20 protein-coding genes are annotated in these 17879 nt (G+C 39.4%); 14 read left to right on the top strand and 6 right to left on the bottom strand.

All coding sequences use genetic code 11. From position 1 onward, the window contains the following. Positions 1-87: 87 nt before the first annotated feature. The 6 genes from mgtE to dut all read left to right on the top strand — a co-directional run bounded on the left by mgtE (position 88) and on the right by dut (position 5975). Positions 88-1419, top strand: a complete 1332-nt coding sequence (gene mgtE, locus A6M13_RS03810) for a magnesium transporter (protein WP_425393908.1) — start codon at positions 88-90, stop codon at positions 1417-1419. 485 nt (positions 1420-1904) lie between these two features. Continuing rightward, positions 1905-2129 (top strand): glutaredoxin family protein, encoded by a 225-nt coding sequence (locus A6M13_RS03815; RefSeq protein ID WP_066543014.1) that lies wholly within the window; start codon positions 1905-1907, stop codon positions 2127-2129. Then, on the top strand, positions 2075-2497 hold the full coding sequence (gene nrdI, locus A6M13_RS03820; RefSeq protein WP_245669229.1) for a class Ib ribonucleoside-diphosphate reductase assembly flavoprotein NrdI: 423 nt from the start codon (positions 2075-2077) through the stop codon (positions 2495-2497). The genes A6M13_RS03815 and nrdI overlap by 55 nt, the downstream gene beginning before the upstream one ends. Further along, positions 2482-4575 carry a class 1b ribonucleoside-diphosphate reductase subunit alpha gene (gene nrdE / locus A6M13_RS03825; RefSeq protein WP_066543017.1) on the top strand — a complete coding sequence of 698 codons (2094 nt, stop codon included), beginning with the start codon at positions 2482-2484 and terminating at the stop codon, positions 4573-4575. The genes nrdI and nrdE overlap by 16 nt, the downstream gene beginning before the upstream one ends. Further along, complete coding sequence (gene nrdF / locus A6M13_RS03830) at positions 4563-5531, top strand: class 1b ribonucleoside-diphosphate reductase subunit beta (RefSeq protein WP_066543018.1); 969 nt, start codon at positions 4563-4565, stop codon at positions 5529-5531. The genes nrdE and nrdF overlap by 13 nt, the downstream gene beginning before the upstream one ends. Before the next feature lie 12 nt (positions 5532-5543). Continuing rightward, positions 5544-5975, top strand: coding sequence for a dUTP diphosphatase (gene dut, locus A6M13_RS03835; protein WP_066543019.1), 432 nt, complete (start codon positions 5544-5546; stop codon positions 5973-5975). 503 nt (positions 5976-6478) lie between these two features. Here the strand turns inward: dut and A6M13_RS03840 are convergent. The 3 genes from A6M13_RS03840 to A6M13_RS03850 all read right to left on the bottom strand — a co-directional run bounded on the left by A6M13_RS03840 (position 6479) and on the right by A6M13_RS03850 (position 8237). Next, complete coding sequence (locus tag A6M13_RS03840; protein ID WP_066543021.1) at positions 6479-6913, bottom strand: GNAT family N-acetyltransferase; 435 nt, start codon at positions 6911-6913, stop codon at positions 6479-6481. Position 6914: 1 nt separating this feature from the next. Further along, a complete protein-coding gene (locus A6M13_RS03845; protein WP_066543023.1) occupies positions 6915-7430 on the bottom strand; it encodes a YjcG family protein in 516 nt (171 codons plus the stop codon). Positions 7431-7517: 87 nt separating this feature from the next. Beyond that, positions 7518-8237: an alpha/beta hydrolase gene (locus tag A6M13_RS03850; RefSeq protein WP_066543025.1), complete on the bottom strand. Its 720-nt coding sequence runs from the start codon at positions 8235-8237 to the stop codon at positions 7518-7520. A gap of 106 nt (positions 8238-8343) precedes the next feature. Here A6M13_RS03850 and A6M13_RS03855 point away from each other — a divergent pair, with 106 nt between their 5' ends. The 7 genes from A6M13_RS03855 to A6M13_RS03885 all read left to right on the top strand — a co-directional run bounded on the left by A6M13_RS03855 (position 8344) and on the right by A6M13_RS03885 (position 13769). Further along, the gene (locus tag A6M13_RS03855; RefSeq protein ID WP_066543026.1) at positions 8344-8898 is read left to right on the top strand and encodes a phosphatidylglycerophosphatase A family protein; all 555 of its coding nucleotides are present in this window, start codon (positions 8344-8346) and stop codon (positions 8896-8898) included. Positions 8899-9036: 138 nt separating this feature from the next. Further along, positions 9037-9651 (top strand): thermonuclease family protein, encoded by a 615-nt coding sequence (locus tag A6M13_RS03860; RefSeq protein WP_066543029.1) that lies wholly within the window; start codon positions 9037-9039, stop codon positions 9649-9651. 282 nt (positions 9652-9933) lie between these two features. Next, positions 9934-10644 (top strand): NEAT domain-containing protein, encoded by a 711-nt coding sequence (locus tag A6M13_RS03865; RefSeq protein WP_066543031.1) that lies wholly within the window; start codon positions 9934-9936, stop codon positions 10642-10644. 3 nt (positions 10645-10647) lie between these two features. Continuing rightward, positions 10648-11643: an S-layer homology domain-containing protein gene (locus A6M13_RS03870; protein ID WP_066543032.1), complete on the top strand. Its 996-nt coding sequence runs from the start codon at positions 10648-10650 to the stop codon at positions 11641-11643. A gap of 63 nt (positions 11644-11706) precedes the next feature. After that, positions 11707-12453, top strand: coding sequence for a class B sortase (gene srtB / locus A6M13_RS03875; RefSeq protein ID WP_169817412.1), 747 nt, complete (start codon positions 11707-11709; stop codon positions 12451-12453). Positions 12454-12524: 71 nt separating this feature from the next. Then, the gene (locus tag A6M13_RS03880) at positions 12525-13157 is read left to right on the top strand and encodes a nitroreductase family protein (RefSeq protein ID WP_066543035.1); all 633 of its coding nucleotides are present in this window, start codon (positions 12525-12527) and stop codon (positions 13155-13157) included. A gap of 84 nt (positions 13158-13241) precedes the next feature. Next, entirely contained in the window at positions 13242-13769 is a 528-nt protein-coding gene (locus tag A6M13_RS03885) for a YceI family protein (RefSeq protein ID WP_066543037.1), read from the top strand. Between the two features lie 391 nt (positions 13770-14160). On the opposite strand, the gene A6M13_RS03890 is transcribed toward A6M13_RS03885, so the two are convergent. The 3 genes from A6M13_RS03890 to A6M13_RS03900 form a co-directional block, all read right to left on the bottom strand. Next, positions 14161-14784 carry a peptidoglycan recognition protein family protein gene (locus A6M13_RS03890; protein ID WP_066543038.1) on the bottom strand — a complete coding sequence of 208 codons (624 nt, stop codon included), beginning with the start codon at positions 14782-14784 and terminating at the stop codon, positions 14161-14163. Positions 14785-14897: 113 nt separating this feature from the next. Continuing rightward, positions 14898-15359 carry a hypothetical protein gene (locus A6M13_RS03895; RefSeq protein WP_066543040.1) on the bottom strand — a complete coding sequence of 154 codons (462 nt, stop codon included), beginning with the start codon at positions 15357-15359 and terminating at the stop codon, positions 14898-14900. Positions 15360-15414: 55 nt separating this feature from the next. Continuing rightward, positions 15415-16053 carry a GntR family transcriptional regulator gene (locus A6M13_RS03900; protein ID WP_066543041.1) on the bottom strand — a complete coding sequence of 213 codons (639 nt, stop codon included), beginning with the start codon at positions 16051-16053 and terminating at the stop codon, positions 15415-15417. A 200-nt stretch (positions 16054-16253) separates the two neighbouring features. On the opposite strand from A6M13_RS03900, the gene A6M13_RS03905 reads away from it, so the two are divergent. Then, positions 16254-17642 (top strand): aldehyde dehydrogenase, encoded by a 1389-nt coding sequence (locus A6M13_RS03905; protein WP_066543043.1) that lies wholly within the window; start codon positions 16254-16256, stop codon positions 17640-17642. The last annotated feature ends 237 nt before the right edge of the window (positions 17643-17879 follow it).

Consider the following 17879-nt stretch of genomic DNA (forward strand, 5'->3'; position numbering starts at 1 on the left):
AGACTATACTGATGTAGGAAATAGACATCGCGGAAGGAGGCGACATGCATGATGGACGAGAAAGTTGAACGAGATGAAGCACAACGAATGATTGACACGCTCACACAATATTTGCAAACGGGCAATATTGATGCATTCCGAGATGAATTTTTTGAGCTTCATCCATATGATCAGGCACAATTTTATGAAAAGGTGACCCCTGATATACGACAGATTATCTATCAGTATTTATCTCCTGAAGAACTAGCGGAAATATTCCAAGCATTAGAGCTAGACGACGATGAGTACGTCGAGTTTTTAAATGAAATGGATATTAATTACGCAGCTACGATGTTGTCGGAAATGAATTCGGATGACGCAGTAGATGTATTAAATGAGCTAGATGATGATGAACGAGATAGTTATTTAAATTTAATGGACGACGAAACCGTTGAAGAAATTAGTGAGCTGATGCAGTATGAAAATTATACAGCAGGTGCCATTATGACAACGGAGTACGTAGCGATTAATGAAAATTCTACAACACGCTCAGCCATGCATATTTTACGCAATGAAGCGCCAACAGCTGAGACGATTTATTATTTATTTGTTATCAATATGAAAAAGCAATTAGTCGGTGTCCTGTCATTACGTGACTTGATCGTGGCAGATGATGATGTGTTAATTCGTGACGTCATGAACGAACGTGTTGTGAGTGTACATGTAAAAGATGACCAAGAGGAAGTTGCGCAAATTATGCGTGATTATAATTTTTTAGCATTACCAGTAATTGACGATCAACAAGAATTGTTGGGAATTATTACAGTCGATGATATTATCGATGTTATTGACGAAGAAGCGGAAGATGATTACTCAAAGCTTGCCGGTATTTCTGATTTTGACCATGCTGACCAAGGACCGTTTACAGCTGCTAAGAAGCGTTTGCCATGGTTGGTGATGTTGTTATTCTTAGGAATGATTACAGCATCTTTAATGGCACAATTTGAAGATACACTTGATGCAGTAGCGATTTTAGCGATTTTTATTCCGCTTATTTCAGGGACAAGTGGGAACAGTGGTACGCAAGCATTAGCGGTCGCTGTACGTGGTTTAGCGACAAAAGAAGCCGGTGATGAGGAAAGTAAATTAAAGCTACTGCTGCGAGAGTTAAGCACCGGTATGGTGATGGGTGTTTTATGTGCAGTTGTTGTTACAGGCATCGTATATTTTTGGAAAGGCGAGCTTGTTATTGGCATGCTTGTTGGCGCAGCAATGTGCTGTTCAATTATTGTCGCAACACTGGCTGGTGCACTTATTCCGTTGTTAATGCACCGTATTGGTGTAGACCCAGCAGTAGCATCGGGTCCATTTATTACGACCCTAAATGACATTACAAGTATTTTAATTTATTTAGGGTTAGCGACAGTGTTTATTTTATAAAATGTCAACTAAAAAAGACGCAAAAGCAGCAAAAAAAATTTTTTGCTGCTTTCGTTTTTGCGTTAGTTTGCGTCATATCAATACTTGAAGATGTTCGGTCAGACTTTTTACTGATTTTTGCCCTCTTTACAGGATGAGAACGGCTGTGCTACACTAAAATCTGTTAACTAAACAACATATTGTGTTGATGTTCAAGGTCTAACCACTATATGTTGATTTTTAGGTTTATTTTTAAAAGAACGGGTATAACTAATAAAAAGCAAAAACATGCTTTTTTTATACATAGCGTTAACGATTATGTCGTTATCGACATATCTATGCACGAACTGAATGAGTAAATAAAAAGGATAGTTCATTTCTTGAAGGTAGAAATATATAGCGAAGTATATTCAAACAACGTTATATCTTACTATTTCTATAGGAGTGATATTTTTTATTTAACGGACCGTTTGTTGCATGCTGATTTATCAAAGGAGGCTATTATTATGAAATTATATACAAAAACAATCTGCCCAAAATGTTTATGGGTGAAAGCTGAAATTGAGAGAGCAGGCTTACAAGCAGAAATTATTAATATTGATAAAGATGCAGACGCATTAGCATTACTACAGCAAAAAGGCTATATGAGTGTTCCGGTTTTAGAAGTAGACGGCTCGTGGTATCACGACCAAAAGGAAATGGTACAAGCTGTGCAACTGATGCATGCATGATTGTGTACGCATCAAGAACTGGAAATATTCGAGCAATTATAGAGAAACTAAATGTGCCAGCCGTTCAATTGACGGCTGGTCTCGCAATGACTGAACCTTTTTTAATGTTTACGTATACAGATGGCATTGGGCAAGTACCGAGCAGCGTCGAGACGTTTATGCAAGACAATGGGCACTATTGCCAAGGCGTCATTGTGAGTGGAAATCGTAATTTTGGACATGATGTATTTGGTCGTGCAGGAGATATTCTTGCGAAACAATATAATGTGCCACTCGTACGTAAATTGGATTTACGAGGCTATCAAGCAGATTACGAGGCTGTAGAGCAGTTTTACTTTGAAAGGGTGGTAGCATGCAAGCGTATGTAAAGTTAAATAATGAAGTACTACACACATATAAAACTTCAGGTCACTTAGAGCGTGAGAAAGATTTAGAAGCGGTAACATTATATATGCAAGAGGAAATTGAACCGAAACTTCGTAAATTCAATACACCACTTGAACGATTACACTGGTTAATCGAGGAACAGTATTATGAAGAGGCGTTTTTAGCGCAGTATGATGATGCTTTTTTAACAGCGATTTTTGAAAGCACTTACGCAAAAGGTTTTACGTTCCCATCGTTTATGAGTGCAAGTAAGTTTTTTGATAGTTATGCGATGAAGAGTCGTGATGGTAAAGAAATCTTAGAACGTTATGAAGATAGAATTATTATTATCGCACTTTATTTAGCACAGGGAGATACAGCACTTGTTGAGGAAGCTGTAGATGCGATGTTGACAGCGTATCAGCCAGCGACACCTACAGCATTAAATAGTGGAAAAGCAGCCCGTGGCGAGCTTGTTAGTTGCTTTAAATTGACAATGGATGACAGCATGAACTCGATTGCTGAAAACATCGGCTATTGTTTAGAGCTATCACGCTTAGGTGGTGGTGTTGGCGTGAACTTAACGGATTTACGTCCACTGGGTGACCCGATTAAAGGTATTTTAAACCGTGCGAGTGGCGTAATGCCCGTTGCAAAGCTATTAGAGAACAGCTTTAGTTATTCAAATCAACTAGGACAGCGTAATGGTTCAGGTGTTGTATATTTAAATGTATTCCACCCAGATATTGAAAACTTTATTTCATCGAAAAAGCCAAATGCAGACGATAAAATTCGTTTAGCGACGTTATCAACAGGTATCATTTTGCCAGATATTTTCTTTGAGCTAATGCGCAACGATGAAGATATTGTTTTGATGAGCCCTTATGATATTGAGCGTGCTTACGGCAAACGTATGTCAGAGATTTCACTGACAGATATGTATGAGGAGCTATTAGCAAACCCAGCGATTCGTCAAATTAAGCGTTTGAATGCCCGTAAATTATATACAGAAGTGAAAAAAGCACAATTTGAATCCGGCTATCCATTTGAGATTTTTGATGACAATGTAAACAACGCACATCCACTGAAAAATGTTGGCCGTGTGAAGATGAGTAATTTATGTACGGAAATCTTACAAGCCCAGCATACAAGTGTAATTACAGACCAAAATGAAGAAAATGATTATGGCTTAGATGTATCATGTAACTTAGGTTCATTAAATATTCATGAAGCGGTGAAAGTGAAAAGTTTTGAAACATTAGTGGCAACGTCTATTCGCTTATTAACGAGCGTCTCGACAATGACGAATATTGTGAACGTACCATCTGTTGCGAAAGCAAATAAGCTGATGCATTCAGTAGGCTTAGGTGCGATGAATTTACATGGTCATTTAGTTGCAAGCGGCATTCAGTATGGCTCAAAAGATTCTGTTGCCTTTACGGATGCGTTTTTCGAAGCGTTAAACTATTACTCGTTAAAAGCGTCAATGGAACTTGCAAAGCAACGTAATGAAACATTTTATGGCTTTGAAGGTAGTGACTATGCAACGGGTGCGTACTTTGAGCAGTATACAATGAAAGAGGAAGTTGAATATTCGGCAGATGTATTACGTGCATTAGGCAACACGCCAATTATTACAGCTACGATGTGGGCACAGTTAAAAGAAGACGTAGCGCAGTATGGTTTATTTAACTCGTATCGTTTAGCGATTGCTCCAACAGGTAGTATTAGTTATATTCGTAACTCAACAGCGTCTATTGCACCTGTGACAGAGCGCGTGGAAGTACGTGATTACGCGGATAGTCGTACGATTTATCCGATGCCATTTTTAACAAATGACAATGCACATTTATACAAAGAAGCATATGAAATGGACTTATACGATATGGTTGATTTATATGCTGCTGCACAAAAACATGTTGACCAAGGTTTATCAATGACGTTATACGTTACAGACCAATGGACGACAGAGCAATTGGCAAAAGTATATATTTATGCATGGACGAAGGGCATTAAAACAGTTTATTATGTGCGCCAACGTCTACAAAGTGTAGAGGAGTGTGTCGCATGTCAAATTTAGTATTTAAAGCGGTCAACTGGAATCGCCCAACATCGGAGCTTGCGCAAGTATTTTGGGATCAACAATGGAAACAAATTTGGTTCCCAGAGGAAATCGCAGTGAGTAAAGATGTGAAACAGTGGCAAGAGTTTGAACATAAAGAAACGTACAAGCGTGTATTTGGTGGTTTAACGTTACTGGATACGATTCAAACAAATATTGGCATGAACGAAATTGCGCGCTTTACACCAGACTTACAGGAAAAAGCAGTATTAACGGTGTTTGGTTCATTTGAAGCGATTCATGCAAAATCATATTCATATATTTTTACGACACTTTGTACGAATACAGAAATTGACGAAATTTTTGAGTGGGTACAACAAAACCCACAGCTACAATATAAAGCGAACAAAATCGCTGAAGTATACGGTGCGATTAAAGAAGGCGACCAAGCGTCATTATGGAAGGCAATGTTTGCCTCAGTTATGCTTGAAAGTTTCTTATTCTATAGTGGATTCTTCTATCCCCTTTACTTAGGCGGGCAAGGAAAGCTACGCAACTCGGCAGAAGTGATTTCACTCATATTACGCGACGAAAGTATTCATGGCGTAGCAGTAGGTTTCTTTGCACAAAATATTTTCAAAAAGCTAGATGCAGCGACGCAAGAAGAGCTAACATTATGGGGCTATGAGTTTTTATTAGACTTATACCAAAATGAATGTGAATATACGGCTGAGCTGTATACAGAAACAGGTTTAGTCGGAGAGGTTGAGGCCTATATTCGTTACAATGCGAATAAAGCGTTAATGAACTTAGGCTTTGACACGATGTTCCCAGAAGAAGACGTGAACCCAATCGTTATGAATGGTATTCGTAACGAAGGCTCAACATATGACTTCTTCTCACAAAAAGGCTCAACATACGCGGTTGCGAAAGTAGCACCGATTACAGATGATACATTTAAATTTACACGATAGGATGTTTGAACAATGCAATTACGCGTAAAACGTGTCCATGAGGATGCAAAAATGCCGCTTCAAGCTCGTGCTGGCGATGCGGGCATGGATTTATTTTCAATTGAAGAAACGGTTATTCAACCAGGTGAGTGGCAATTAATTAAAACAGGTTTGCAAATTGAGTTGCCACAAGGAACAGAAGGCCAAGTGCGTCCAAGAAGCGGGTTAGCATTAAAACATGGCATTACCGTATTAAATAGTCCAGGCACAATTGATGAAGGCTACCGCGGAGATGTAGGGGTTGTGCTAATCAATCATGGCCGCGTACCATTTACAGTTGAAAAGCATATGCGTATTGCACAGCTTGTCGTACAACTTGTACCACAAGTAGAATTGCTAGAAGTGGAAGAATTAACGACAACTGAGCGTGGCGCACAAGGCTTCGGCTCAAGCGGCGTAAAATAACAGAAAGAACCGTCTAAAAGCATAAGCTTTTTAGACGGTTCTTTTTTAGCAATTATTGATTCAAAAACGGCTACTAAGCGGCCTTTCATTTCATGGTTTTTCAGTTTTTCTAAGCCTTTATCAATGCCTTCGAATGGAGTTTTGATTAATTGAGCGTTCATTTTACCAGTAGCGAAGCAGTCATATACACCTTGTAAATCTTCAACTAAGCCACCTGTACTCCCTAAAAACTGCACTTCTTTTAAAACCATCGAATACGTATTAACATTCGCTCCTAATTTACCCACACGAACGATCACAACAGTGCCTTCACATTTAACGGCTTCAATTGCATCGGCTGTTGTTTGACCGATTGTAAATAAAGCATGGAAAGTACGTATAATCGTTCGCACGCAAAAAAAGTTCGGGACAAAAAAGTAGTAGCAGAAATGTCATGATTTCCGCTACTACTTTTTGTTGATGTCTATTTTAATATATTTCTGTTAAACAAAAACGCACTGTGATTAATAATGCAATGTTTTTTCCATCACGCGATGAGGAATACCTGCATCCATAAATTCTGGTGTTGTAGAAATATATTGGAGTTTCTCGTAGAAAGGTACAGCGTATGACTGCGCTGTTAGCTTTAAACGTTTTAGTTCAGCTTGTCTTGCAAATTTTTCAATTTCTTTCATGATGAGTACGCCCAAACCTAGTCCACGGTAAGACTTAATCACACATACACGTTCCACAATTCCGATGTCACTGGGCAATTCTTGGACACGCGCAGTTGCTACAATTTTGTCATCGTCATATATGATAAAATGCGTCGAAGATTCATCAAACTCATCACGCTCTAAATGGGGCGGGACTCCTTGCTCTTGAATGAAAACTTCTCGCCGAATAGCAAACGCCGCTTCTCGTTCCGCCTGTGTTTCGACTTGCTTTGCTCTAAACAATTTAGCGATTACCTATTAGACGGAATGTTTCGTGTGCTGTCCAAGAGCCATCTTCTAACTGATACATTAAGTGGATGCGGTCAATTGTTTCTTCAGCATCTACACCTGTCATACGCAGTTGACCTAAAATATCATCGTGCTCACTGTCAGTCATTTTTTGCGCAATCGTAATGTGTGGGACAAATGTGTGTTTTTCTTCACCGGCTGGAATGGCTTCGTTAATAGCTGTATGAATATCAACTAATTGCTCAGTTGGTTCGATACGGAAATAAATCGCATTGGTAACAGGGAAAAACGAGCTAATACGTGATGCATGAATATGTAATGGCCCAAATTCGCTTGCGATTTTTGATAGTGCTTCAGAAATTTTATTCACGTCAGATTCATCTACCTCAAATGGGTCTTTTAATGTCATGTGAGGAGTTACAAGCGCATAGTGAGGGTCATATCGTTTACGATATGTATTCGCTAAATCTTGTAATTTTTTTGATGGAAATGCAACAATACCATATTTCAATCTAATCGACCTCCCGAAATTGTAACACTCTAATTTTACATTTTTAGTATAACAGAAAATGTGCTTAAAGTATTTTGAAAAGTCGATTTAACTGAAATTTTCTACAAGAGCGCGTCGTAGGTCTGGTTGCCAATATTTCCATGTATGGTTGCCATCGAACTCTTCGTAAAATACATCATAGCCATTTTCTTTCATAAGTGCGTGAAGTTGTCGGTTCGGTGTAATAAAGTCTTTAATGGTTTTATCGGTTGTCACAACTTGGTCTTCGCGCTTACCAGCGATATGATAAATAGATAGGGCATCTACTTGTGTAAAGTTGCGCGTCGCCTCCATTGTGTAATCATCCACATAAGGTGATTGCATAATGACTTTGCCGAATAAGTTTGGATATTTTAAAGCGGTTAATAACGAGATTGTCGCTGCCATAGAGTCGCCGATTAAACCGCGTCCTTGTCCCATTTGAAGCGTTGGAAACTCTTCATCTAAATAAGGTACAAGCTCGTGTGCTAAAAAGCGTGTGTAGGCTTCGAATAAATCACCTGTTGCAATATATTTACGTTGACGGTCTTTCGCATTTTTGTACGGCACACCGACAATAATTAAATTTTCGATTTCATAGTCATTGTGTAACTCATCGGCTAGACGTGGAATACGACCTAGCTGGAAATAATCACGCCCATCTGACGCAATAAGGACAGAATGTTTTACAAGTGGCGTAAAATTTGGTGGAATATAAATAAGCAGCTTAAGTTCTTCCTGCAGAGCATCACTATAAAAATCGATTTCTTTTACCGATCCTTTTTCCATAAAAAGTCCTCCTAAAAGTTGTCTAGTCGATTTTATCATAAAACGCTTACATTCGTTATAGTAATGCTTGAAACATCATTATTTACTTGAAGAGAAGAGGAATCCTATGTATCAGAAACCAACGAGAGTTCATTCAGAAGTCGTGTATAAGGCGACACGCGATGCATTAGAGCGTCGCGAAGTAACAATTGAAGATATTGGTGAAATCGTTTATAAAATGCAATCACCGTATCATGAAGGTTTAACGATGGCGCATTGCTATGAATCGGTCGAGCGTGTGTTACACAAGCGAGAAATTCAGCATGCTGTTTTAGTAGGGGTAGAGTTAGATGAGCTTGCAGAAAAGAAAATGTTATCAGCACCCCTCCAACAAATTATTGAGTCAGATGAAGGATTATTCGGTGTTGATGAAACGATTGCACTCGGCTCGGTATTTACGTATGGTAGTATTGCAGTAACAACATTCGGGCATTTAGATAAACAAAAAATTGGGGTCATTGAACGATTAGATACAAAAATTGGAGACGGGCGTGTCAATACATTTTTAGATGATTTAGTCGGCAGTATTGCGGCATGTGCAGCTTCGCGTTTAGCACACCGTAACCGCGACCTTGAAGAAGAGGGCGAAACATTTAACGCGATTGAGCCAGAGGAAGTATAAGAGGAGAGGGTTGTTCTAGTCGGTGTCATAGAACAACCTTTTTTTCTGCCATACATGAGGTGGATGTGTAGGCGCGTGTTGTATATGTCATCTGAAATATATGCTAAAATAATAGGATAACATTTAAAGGAGAAGACAATGAAATTAAGCGATATTCGAACATTAGTAAAGACGGTACCGATTTTAATTGCCGTCGCATTATATTTAATTTTTGCACCGGATAAAGATGAAGCAACGGTGGTGGTTGAATCGTCTGAAGCGGTAATTACGCCTGCATATGCAGAAGAGCAAACAGGAAATACACGCTATGAGGTAACGTATAAGGAAGCAAATGATGGTGATACTTTCTCGGTCGATGTTGACGGAAAAACGGAACGCATTCGTTTATTAATGGTTGATACACCAGAGATGAATTATAAAGAAGAAAATCCACAACCGTACGCGGAAGAAGCGAAGGCATTTACGATTGATTTATTAGAAAATGCACAAAAGATTGAAGTGTTACACGATGTCGGGGACGAACGCGACCACTATGACCGATTATTAGCATATGTTTTTGTTGACGATGTGCTGCTACAAGAGCATTTATTAGCGCAAGGTTTTGCGGCTGTTCGTTATGCACATGCTCCAAATAATACGTTAGAGCAAGACTTCTATACGATTCAAGAAAAAGCTGAAGAGGCAAAATTGAATGTCTGGGCACATGAAGGATATTTCACAAAGCAAGGCTTTAATGCATCGGTTATTGAGTAAGTAAGTGGGTTAGAATACGGTATATTTCCTATTACAAGCATGTGCTAAAATGGTGCGCGCATGTTGGTGGAGTAGATGAGGAATGAATAAAATAGTCCTACTAAAAGCGAGTGTTTTGCAATTGCAAATAACACTCGCTTTTTTTAATGCGTGAAAAAAGATACATCAAAAAGTAAATAGACGATGTGCCAAGCTACACGCAAAAAGACAATTGAGAATCATTTGCAATTATGGCATCATAAAAGATAGAAAGAATAGACGAGGGAATGAGGGTGAATACGCATGTTTAAAAAAATAGCAGTAGCGTTTATCGCGATGCTCATGATAGTGATTGCAGGTGCATCTCCATCATCTGCAAAATTAGCAGATGGCATTTACACAGTGCCGTACCAAATGAACACGGCTGGCTCAGTAAATCCATCCATTGCCAATGATTATTTTGTGAAACCAGCAAAATTAATCGTTGAAAAAGGTGTGCATACCGTTGAAGTAACGATTACAAATTCATCATGGATTACAGAATTAACACCACCAGGCTACAAAAAAATCTCTGAGGATACAACAGCAGATACACGTACATTTCAATTTACAGTAGCAGATACAAGTAAAATTGTTGAAGTGCCAATGCGCGTTGAAATTCCATCACTAGATTATTATCATTCATACATCGTTGACTTTGATTTAGATGACGCAAAAGCTACAAAAACAGGTGATGTTGGTACAGCCACAGCTAATCCGACAGCAACGTCAACAACGAAGCCTACAACATCTATGTCAACAGCGACAGCAGTAGCTGCAGCAAACACAGCGCAAGCACAGCAAACGAAACCAGCAACAACGACAGCAACGAACGCAACAGTCAATAAGACGCAACAAGCAACAGCAACACAAGTGAAAAATCCACAAACGAGCGACAATTTACCATATGTAGCAGTAGCATTCCTATTACTTTCTGCTTTTGTTATGGTTCGCTTACGTAAACAAGGAGCGTAATTTATGAAGACAACAACAATTGCAAAATGGTCAGTAGCGGCTTTTGCATTAACAGCATTTACACCTGTACTTGCAACAGATGTGCAAGCACAAATAGAAGCACAACAAGTGCCCGTTCAAGTATTTAAAGACGGCACGACAGAACTTTCTCAGATGGCGAACTATACAGAGAAAACAGTATCTGTTTCACCTGCTACAAACGGTTATACAGTCACGATGACGTTTAACCAAGGTGGCTTTGTCAATGATTTTGATGTCAACGGTACAGATACGCTTTTAGTGGAACATAATACGGAATCGAATATTAAAAAATATACATTCCATGTAGCGGAAGTTCCAACGACCGTAACGGCGGTCGTGGATTTAACGGTAAATGTACCAGGTGTTATTTCGTATGAGAAAGTATACGATGTGCAAATTAAAGTGGGCGATAAAGCGATTTCGTTTGAGCCAAAAGAATATCCATTTACCGATATTGAAAATGCGTCACAAAAAGAGGCCATTATCGAGTTATACAAAGCGGATATTTTTAAAGGCGCAGAGAAATTTAATCCAGCAAATAGCTTAAAGCGTCAGCAATTTGCGTTAATGTTACAACGTGCGTATACATTTACAGACCCTGTCACAACATCGTTTACGGATATTGGTACATATGCAGAGGAGACACAAATTGCGATTCGTTCACTAAACCATGCAGGTGTGATTAATGGGAAAACAGCCACAACATTTGCGCCGAATGATGAAGTAACACGTAAGCAAGCAGCGCTAATGATTTATCGCCTACTGAAAAATCAATTTGGCTATGTCGACCAAGTAAGCAATCCACAAGGGAAGTTTAGTGATGTGACAGGAGAAGAAACACAAGCTGTTGCAGAGTTAAATCATTTAGGCATTATGACAGGATTTGAAGGCAAGTTTAATCCAGGCCAAAAGCTAACACGTAACCAAATGGCAAAAGTGTTAAAGCAAACGATTGCGTATACAGATAACGTGAAATAAGATGAAAAGGAGATGCCTGAAATGGGCAACTCCTTTTTTTACATGAGTGTAGGAGTGAAGAAAATGGCACGACAAATCGCTTTATGGATCAGCATGCTCGTTTTTATCGTCTCGTTTTATATGGTTGGTAATTATATATACAGCTATGTCGAGAATGCGAATGCATTGGCAGAAATTCAAGAAGTGTACGAAGCACCAGTGCAACAGCAAGCAACGACTTCAGCGACACAACTTATAAATGAGCCAATAATCCGTCCTCAAATTGCAAAGCTACAGCAAATTAATAAAGAGATCGTTGGCTGGATAAGCATTGATGATACAAAGCTAAATAATCCGATTTTACAAGCGGACGACAATGATTTTTATTTAACACATAATTATAAAGGGCAACAAAGTCGCGCAGGTAGCATTTTTATGGATTACCGAAATGATGTGGCGTTAGAAGACCAGCATACGATTTTATACGGACATGTAATGCGCGATGACCGGATGTTTGGGGCATTGTCGAATTACGCAGATGAAGCGTATGCAAAGGAGCACCAAGTGATTCATGTTGAAACGATGCACGGTGCATATGAGCTACATGTATTTGCGGCATATGAAACGACGACGCGCTTTTATTATTTAGATACAACGTTTGAAGGGAAAGAATATGGCGAGTTTTTACAGGACATTAAAGGTCGCTCACGTATTGATACAGGTGTAACGATGACCGTTGCCGATAACATGGTCACTTTATCAACATGTACATTATCTGAAGACAATGATGAGCGTTTTGTTGTACATGCAAAAGTAATACCCGTAAAATAAAAGAAATGCATCGATGGGTGCATTTTTTACTACATACATATCTTGAAATCGAGATAAAAGGGGTCAGCTATATGGATTTTGAACAATTAGTAAAGGCACGTCATTCTGCGGTCAATTTTGAGCAAGATATCACGATGACAGAACAAGATTTTAAGCAAATTTTTGAGCTCACGAAATTAGCGCCAAGTGCGTATAATTTACAGTTTACGAATTATTTAGTTATTACAGATGACGACAAAAAAGAGAAGGTACGCGAATTAAGCTATGGTCAATATAAAATCCATACAGCGAGTGCCGTCGTCATTGTGTTAGGGGATAAAAACAGTTTAACAGCAGAAGCGGCATCGAAAATTTATAGCCCTCTAAAAATGTTAAACATGATTGACGAAGTAGAATACGATATGACACTACAAGCGATTGAAAACTTCCAACAAGGGCTGAAAAATAATGCGCACGGTATTGAATTAGAGCTTGCCCGTAATGTCGGGATTCATGCGATGTTCTTTATGTTAAGTGCGAAACATTACGGCTTTGATACGTGTCCAATGCATGTTCATAATGTAGAACAACTACGCGAAGAATTCCGTATACCTGCGCATTTAGAACCGGTTATGATGATAACGGTTGGTAAAAGTGTCGACCGAACACGTCCACGTGGTTATCGTAAGCCGGTAGGAGAATTTGTTCAATTTAATTCATTTTAACGAGGGAAGAAGGAATTTTACGATATAGCTCGAATACAGTAGTGTGTAGATTTCACTACATAATTTATTCTAGGAGGAAAACGCATGGCAAACTTTACGTTAGACACGGCACATTCGTCAATTCAATTTGAGGTTAAACACATGATGGTTTCGAAAGTAAAAGGTCAATTTGATTCGTATAAAGCAGATGTAACAGCAGAAAACCTAGAAGACTTAACGACAGCAACATTCCATTTCTCATTTGATGTTGCATCTATTAATACGAAAAATGATGACCGTGACAACCATTTACGTTCAGCAGATTTCTTTGATGTAGAGCAATATCCAACAATTACATTTAAATCCACCTCGATTACAGGCAGTGGCTCAGATTATGCCGTAACAGGTGACTTAACAATTAAAGATGTCACAAAGCCAGTCACATTTGAATTAGAGTATAACGGGCATGGGAAAAATCCGTGGGGTGTTGAAGTATATGGCTTTGAAGGCGAAACGAAAATTAATCGTGAAGACTTCGGTTTAACATGGAACCAAGCACTTGAAACAGGCGGTGTGCTCGTTGGAAAAGATATTAAAATTAAATTAGAATTTGAAATTAATCCAGCGACGTAAAATGTGCTATTTATGTAGTGCGTAACGTATACGAAAAGAGATTGGGACAAATCCCTATTTCTAATGAAAATAAGTGGATTAAGATGATAAGAATTTGCAGGTGCGTCCCGACACAAGCGGCGACTTCAGCAGGAAAAGCAATGTTTTTCTGCGACGAGGTACCGCAGGAGCATGAGCCTTTAATAGAGGAACATCTGCCCAAAACGCCACGTCGTGTGGCAAGGCAGATGTGACAAACATCGTGTGTGCCTCAAGCCATGCCTGCGAAACGCGTCCGCTATGTGGCGTAGCACCAAAAGCAGAAAAATCTCCTTCAGCAGTTGTCGTTGCTGAAGGAGATTTCTTTTTGTCCTAGTCTCGTTTTCACGTAATTTGTCGTGTGAGTCAGCAATTAAATCGCTTCGTAGGCTGTATGAATGTCGGCTTTTAGCTGGAGCCATGCATCTTCATTTTCGACATAATAAAGTGGGCAGAGCTTGCCTGTGACATCGTAGTGGCGAATGACATTGTCTGACGATAAATTAGCGCTATGTAGCAGCCACGCAGTTAAACGAACAAGCGCGTCATACGAAGCATCTGTAAATTTCCCAGATGCATCAGGATGCGTCACCTCAATCGAAATCGTGTCGTTATTGCGCCAATTTGTTGCATAGGACATTTCATGAAGTGGCATCGTTTGAATAATTTCGCCATCTAACCCAATGATGAAATGTGAGCTAACGGTTGTCGTTGGTGTATTAAAATAATCGCGATTTTGTTGTGCAGTCGTTCCAGGATTGCCGACATAGTGAATGACAACGTCACGTATAGCAGTGAGTGATTGACCACTGCGCGCAAGTGATGGTGAGGTGATGTACTGCTCATCAATCCAGCTAGGCGCGTCTACTTTTTTTAACGAGGCGACTTGTTGACCGGGGAAGATGGTCGTTATGATGGCTTTATTAAATGAAAGAACGATGCATAAAAGCACGAGTAATATGCCGAATAACCAACGTTTACGAATACGAAATGGCATAACGCTCATCCTTTCTAGAGTAGTTACTATTTATAATACGTAATTTTACATAAAAAAACGTCCGTCAACGAGCCGAAAGAAAATCGGTCTGTAGACGGATGCAAAGAAGGCTATCATTGTGCTGTGTACGTATAGCTACTAGCGGCTGTTGGTAGCGATGTAGCTGTTTCATCCCACTGTTGCAATGCATGTTGTGTGAATGTAACTGTGAGAATGGGTGTTTGTTGTTGCCATTCAATCAATAAGTCAGCAAGTTGTTGCGAGCTATTTACTGCGCTGATAATATCGCTTGTTTGCTGCTGTAGTGTTCGTTCATCCGTTGCATTTGCTTCGATAAATAATTCGACTTGGTCACCTGTATCACCTGGTGTTACGGCAATATCAATAATTTGTTCTTCACTGACAAATTGTTGAAGCGTGTTATAAATAGCAACCATCGTTTCTGAACCGGGAATATCTGTGTCGATATCTGTTACTTCCAAGTTTGGCTCATCTTGAATAAGGATGTTACCAATGACGCCAAAAACAGTAATGAGTATTAAAAAAAATAAATAAATTTTTAACGGTTTACGCATAAAAAAACGTCCTTTCCTCTATCGTTATTATAGAGAATTAGACGCGTCGTGACAATTATGTCGTCACGCTAAATTGTGCGCGTGATTCAGCTATTAAACATTGAATATATATTTTAGCTTGATCGAGTAATTGATCTTGGAATAAGCGAAGTAACTGTGTAAACTGTTGGATTTCTTTATAAGGTGCGTGTAAATATCCAAGGCGGTACGACAACATATGCATGCGAATAAATGGTTTTTGCCATGTTTCAAAGGATTTTTCCCAAATGGAGTTGCCGGATTGTTGAATAATCAGGGCATACAAGTCAGTAAGGCTGTGTAAATACTCATAATAGCGCTGTTGTTCGCTCATAAATTTAAGTCGTTCTAATTGTACATCGTATTGCTGTACAAAAAGGGGAGCTGGTAAACGCATCGACATGAGGGAAAGTTCGAGCAAATGAAACATGTATTCACAAAGTTGTACACATTCTTCTGGATGATAGCCAATGACTAACTTACTTTGATGCCGGTTATTGGATAAAAAGCCTTGCTGCTGTAGCGCCTGCATCGCACGACGAATCGGATTACGACCAATTTGAAGCTCTTTACTTAACGCGTAATCTGAAATGGGTTCATTGGGCAAATAAAAGCCGCGCATAAAGCGGTCTTCTAACAGTGTATATACTTCGCTGTACAGTTGATCCTTTGACATAGTACTCTCCTTTTTTCTTCTAGCATATCGAATTTTGAAAGCATTTTGAGTGAAATCACAATGGTTTTACATCCCCTTAATAAATCTTTACAAAGTCGTCATTTTTTCTGAACGATTCATCAGAATAGAGGGCTTGTTTTTGCAATTTTCGTTATTTATCCGTCATAATAAGAGAAAAGTGATGATAGGAGAGAATTTACATGACTGTTACAGCTCAACAAGTAGCACACTATATTGAGGAACAACGTACTTTCTTTTTAGAAGGGCACACACAAACAGCTGCATTTCGTATTACACAGCTTCAAAAGTTACGTACAGCGATTCAAACGTATGAGCGTGACATTGTAGAAGCTCTTTATAGCGATTTACGTAAAAGTGAATTTGAAGCATTTTCAACAGAAATTAGCATGGTCTATAGTTCCATTAGTGAATTTGAAAAAAATATAGCCGCATGGATGGCACCGGAAGAAGCGAAAACACCTATCGTCTTCCAACCAGGAAAAAGCTATATTGTACGAGAGCCATACGGAGTTACATGTATTATTGGTCCATTTAACTATCCGTTCCAACTTGTCATGGAGCCGTTACTTGGCGCGATTATTGGTGGCAATACAGCGATTGTAAAACCGTCAGAAACAGCAGTGGCCACAGCAGCGATTGTTAAAAAAATTATAGAAGAAACGTTTGAGCCACAATATATACGCGTGGTGGAAGGTGCAAAAGAAACAGTTGAATCATTAATTTATGCGCCGTTTGACTATATTTTCTTTACGGGAAGTGTCAACGTCGGCAAAATTATTGCAAAGGCATGTGCGGAGCGTTTAACACCATATACATTAGAGCTTGGTGGTAAAAGTCCAGCAATCGTTGACCATACTGCCAATTTAGCAGTAGCTGCGCAGCGTATTGCGTTTGGACGTTTCACAAATGCGGGGCAAACATGTGTCGCGCCAGATTATGTACTTGTACAACGTAGTGTACACAAAAAGTTTGTAAAATTACTGCAAAAAACAGTCCAGCAATTTTACGGCAAAAATCCGCAAACGAATGACTTTTTTGGACGTATCATTACGAAACAACAAGTCGAGCGTTTACAAAGTATGTTAGAAGCGGACGCTGCACATATTGTTACGGGTGGTCAAGTGGACGTAGCAGACCGTTATGTCGCACCGACAATTATTGATAATGTGTCGTGGGATGCTGCAACGATGCAAGAGGAAATTTTCGGTCCGATTTTACCGATTCTTGTGTACGATGATTTACCGACAGCTTTATATGAAGCGAAACGTCTCGCAAAGCCACTTGCTGCATATTTCTTCAGTGAGCATGAAGGGGCAATTGAATACTTTACGCAAAACTTCTCATTTGGTGGCGGCTGTATTAATGATACGGTCATTCATGTGGGCAATACGAAGCTACCATTTGGCGGTGTTGGCCCATCTGGAGCAGGGGCGTACCACGGCTATGCAAGCTTTGAATGCTTTACGCACGCAAAGTCAATGATGAAGCGTTCCACAAAAGTAAATCCAAGTATTTTATACCCACCGTATTCAAGTACAGAGTTGAAAATTGTGAAGACGTTTTTATAAGCGGAAGAGTGATTCAGACAACATGCTTGTCTAACTTCAACAAAGCGTTTGGGAAAGAAGTTAAAAGAGTATGAGACAAAAAGAAATATCCTTCAGCAATCACAACTGCTGAAGGATATTTTTTTGCTTTTGGCAGATGTGCCTCTTAAAAGCTCACGTTCCTGCGATACCTCGTCGCAAAATAATTGTGAGTCCTGTTGAAGTCGCCGCTTATGTCGGGACGCACGAGCGAATTGT

Source organism: Caryophanon tenue (genome assembly GCF_001700315.1).
Taxonomy (GTDB): Bacteria; Bacillota; Bacilli; order Bacillales_A; family Planococcaceae; genus Caryophanon; species Caryophanon tenue.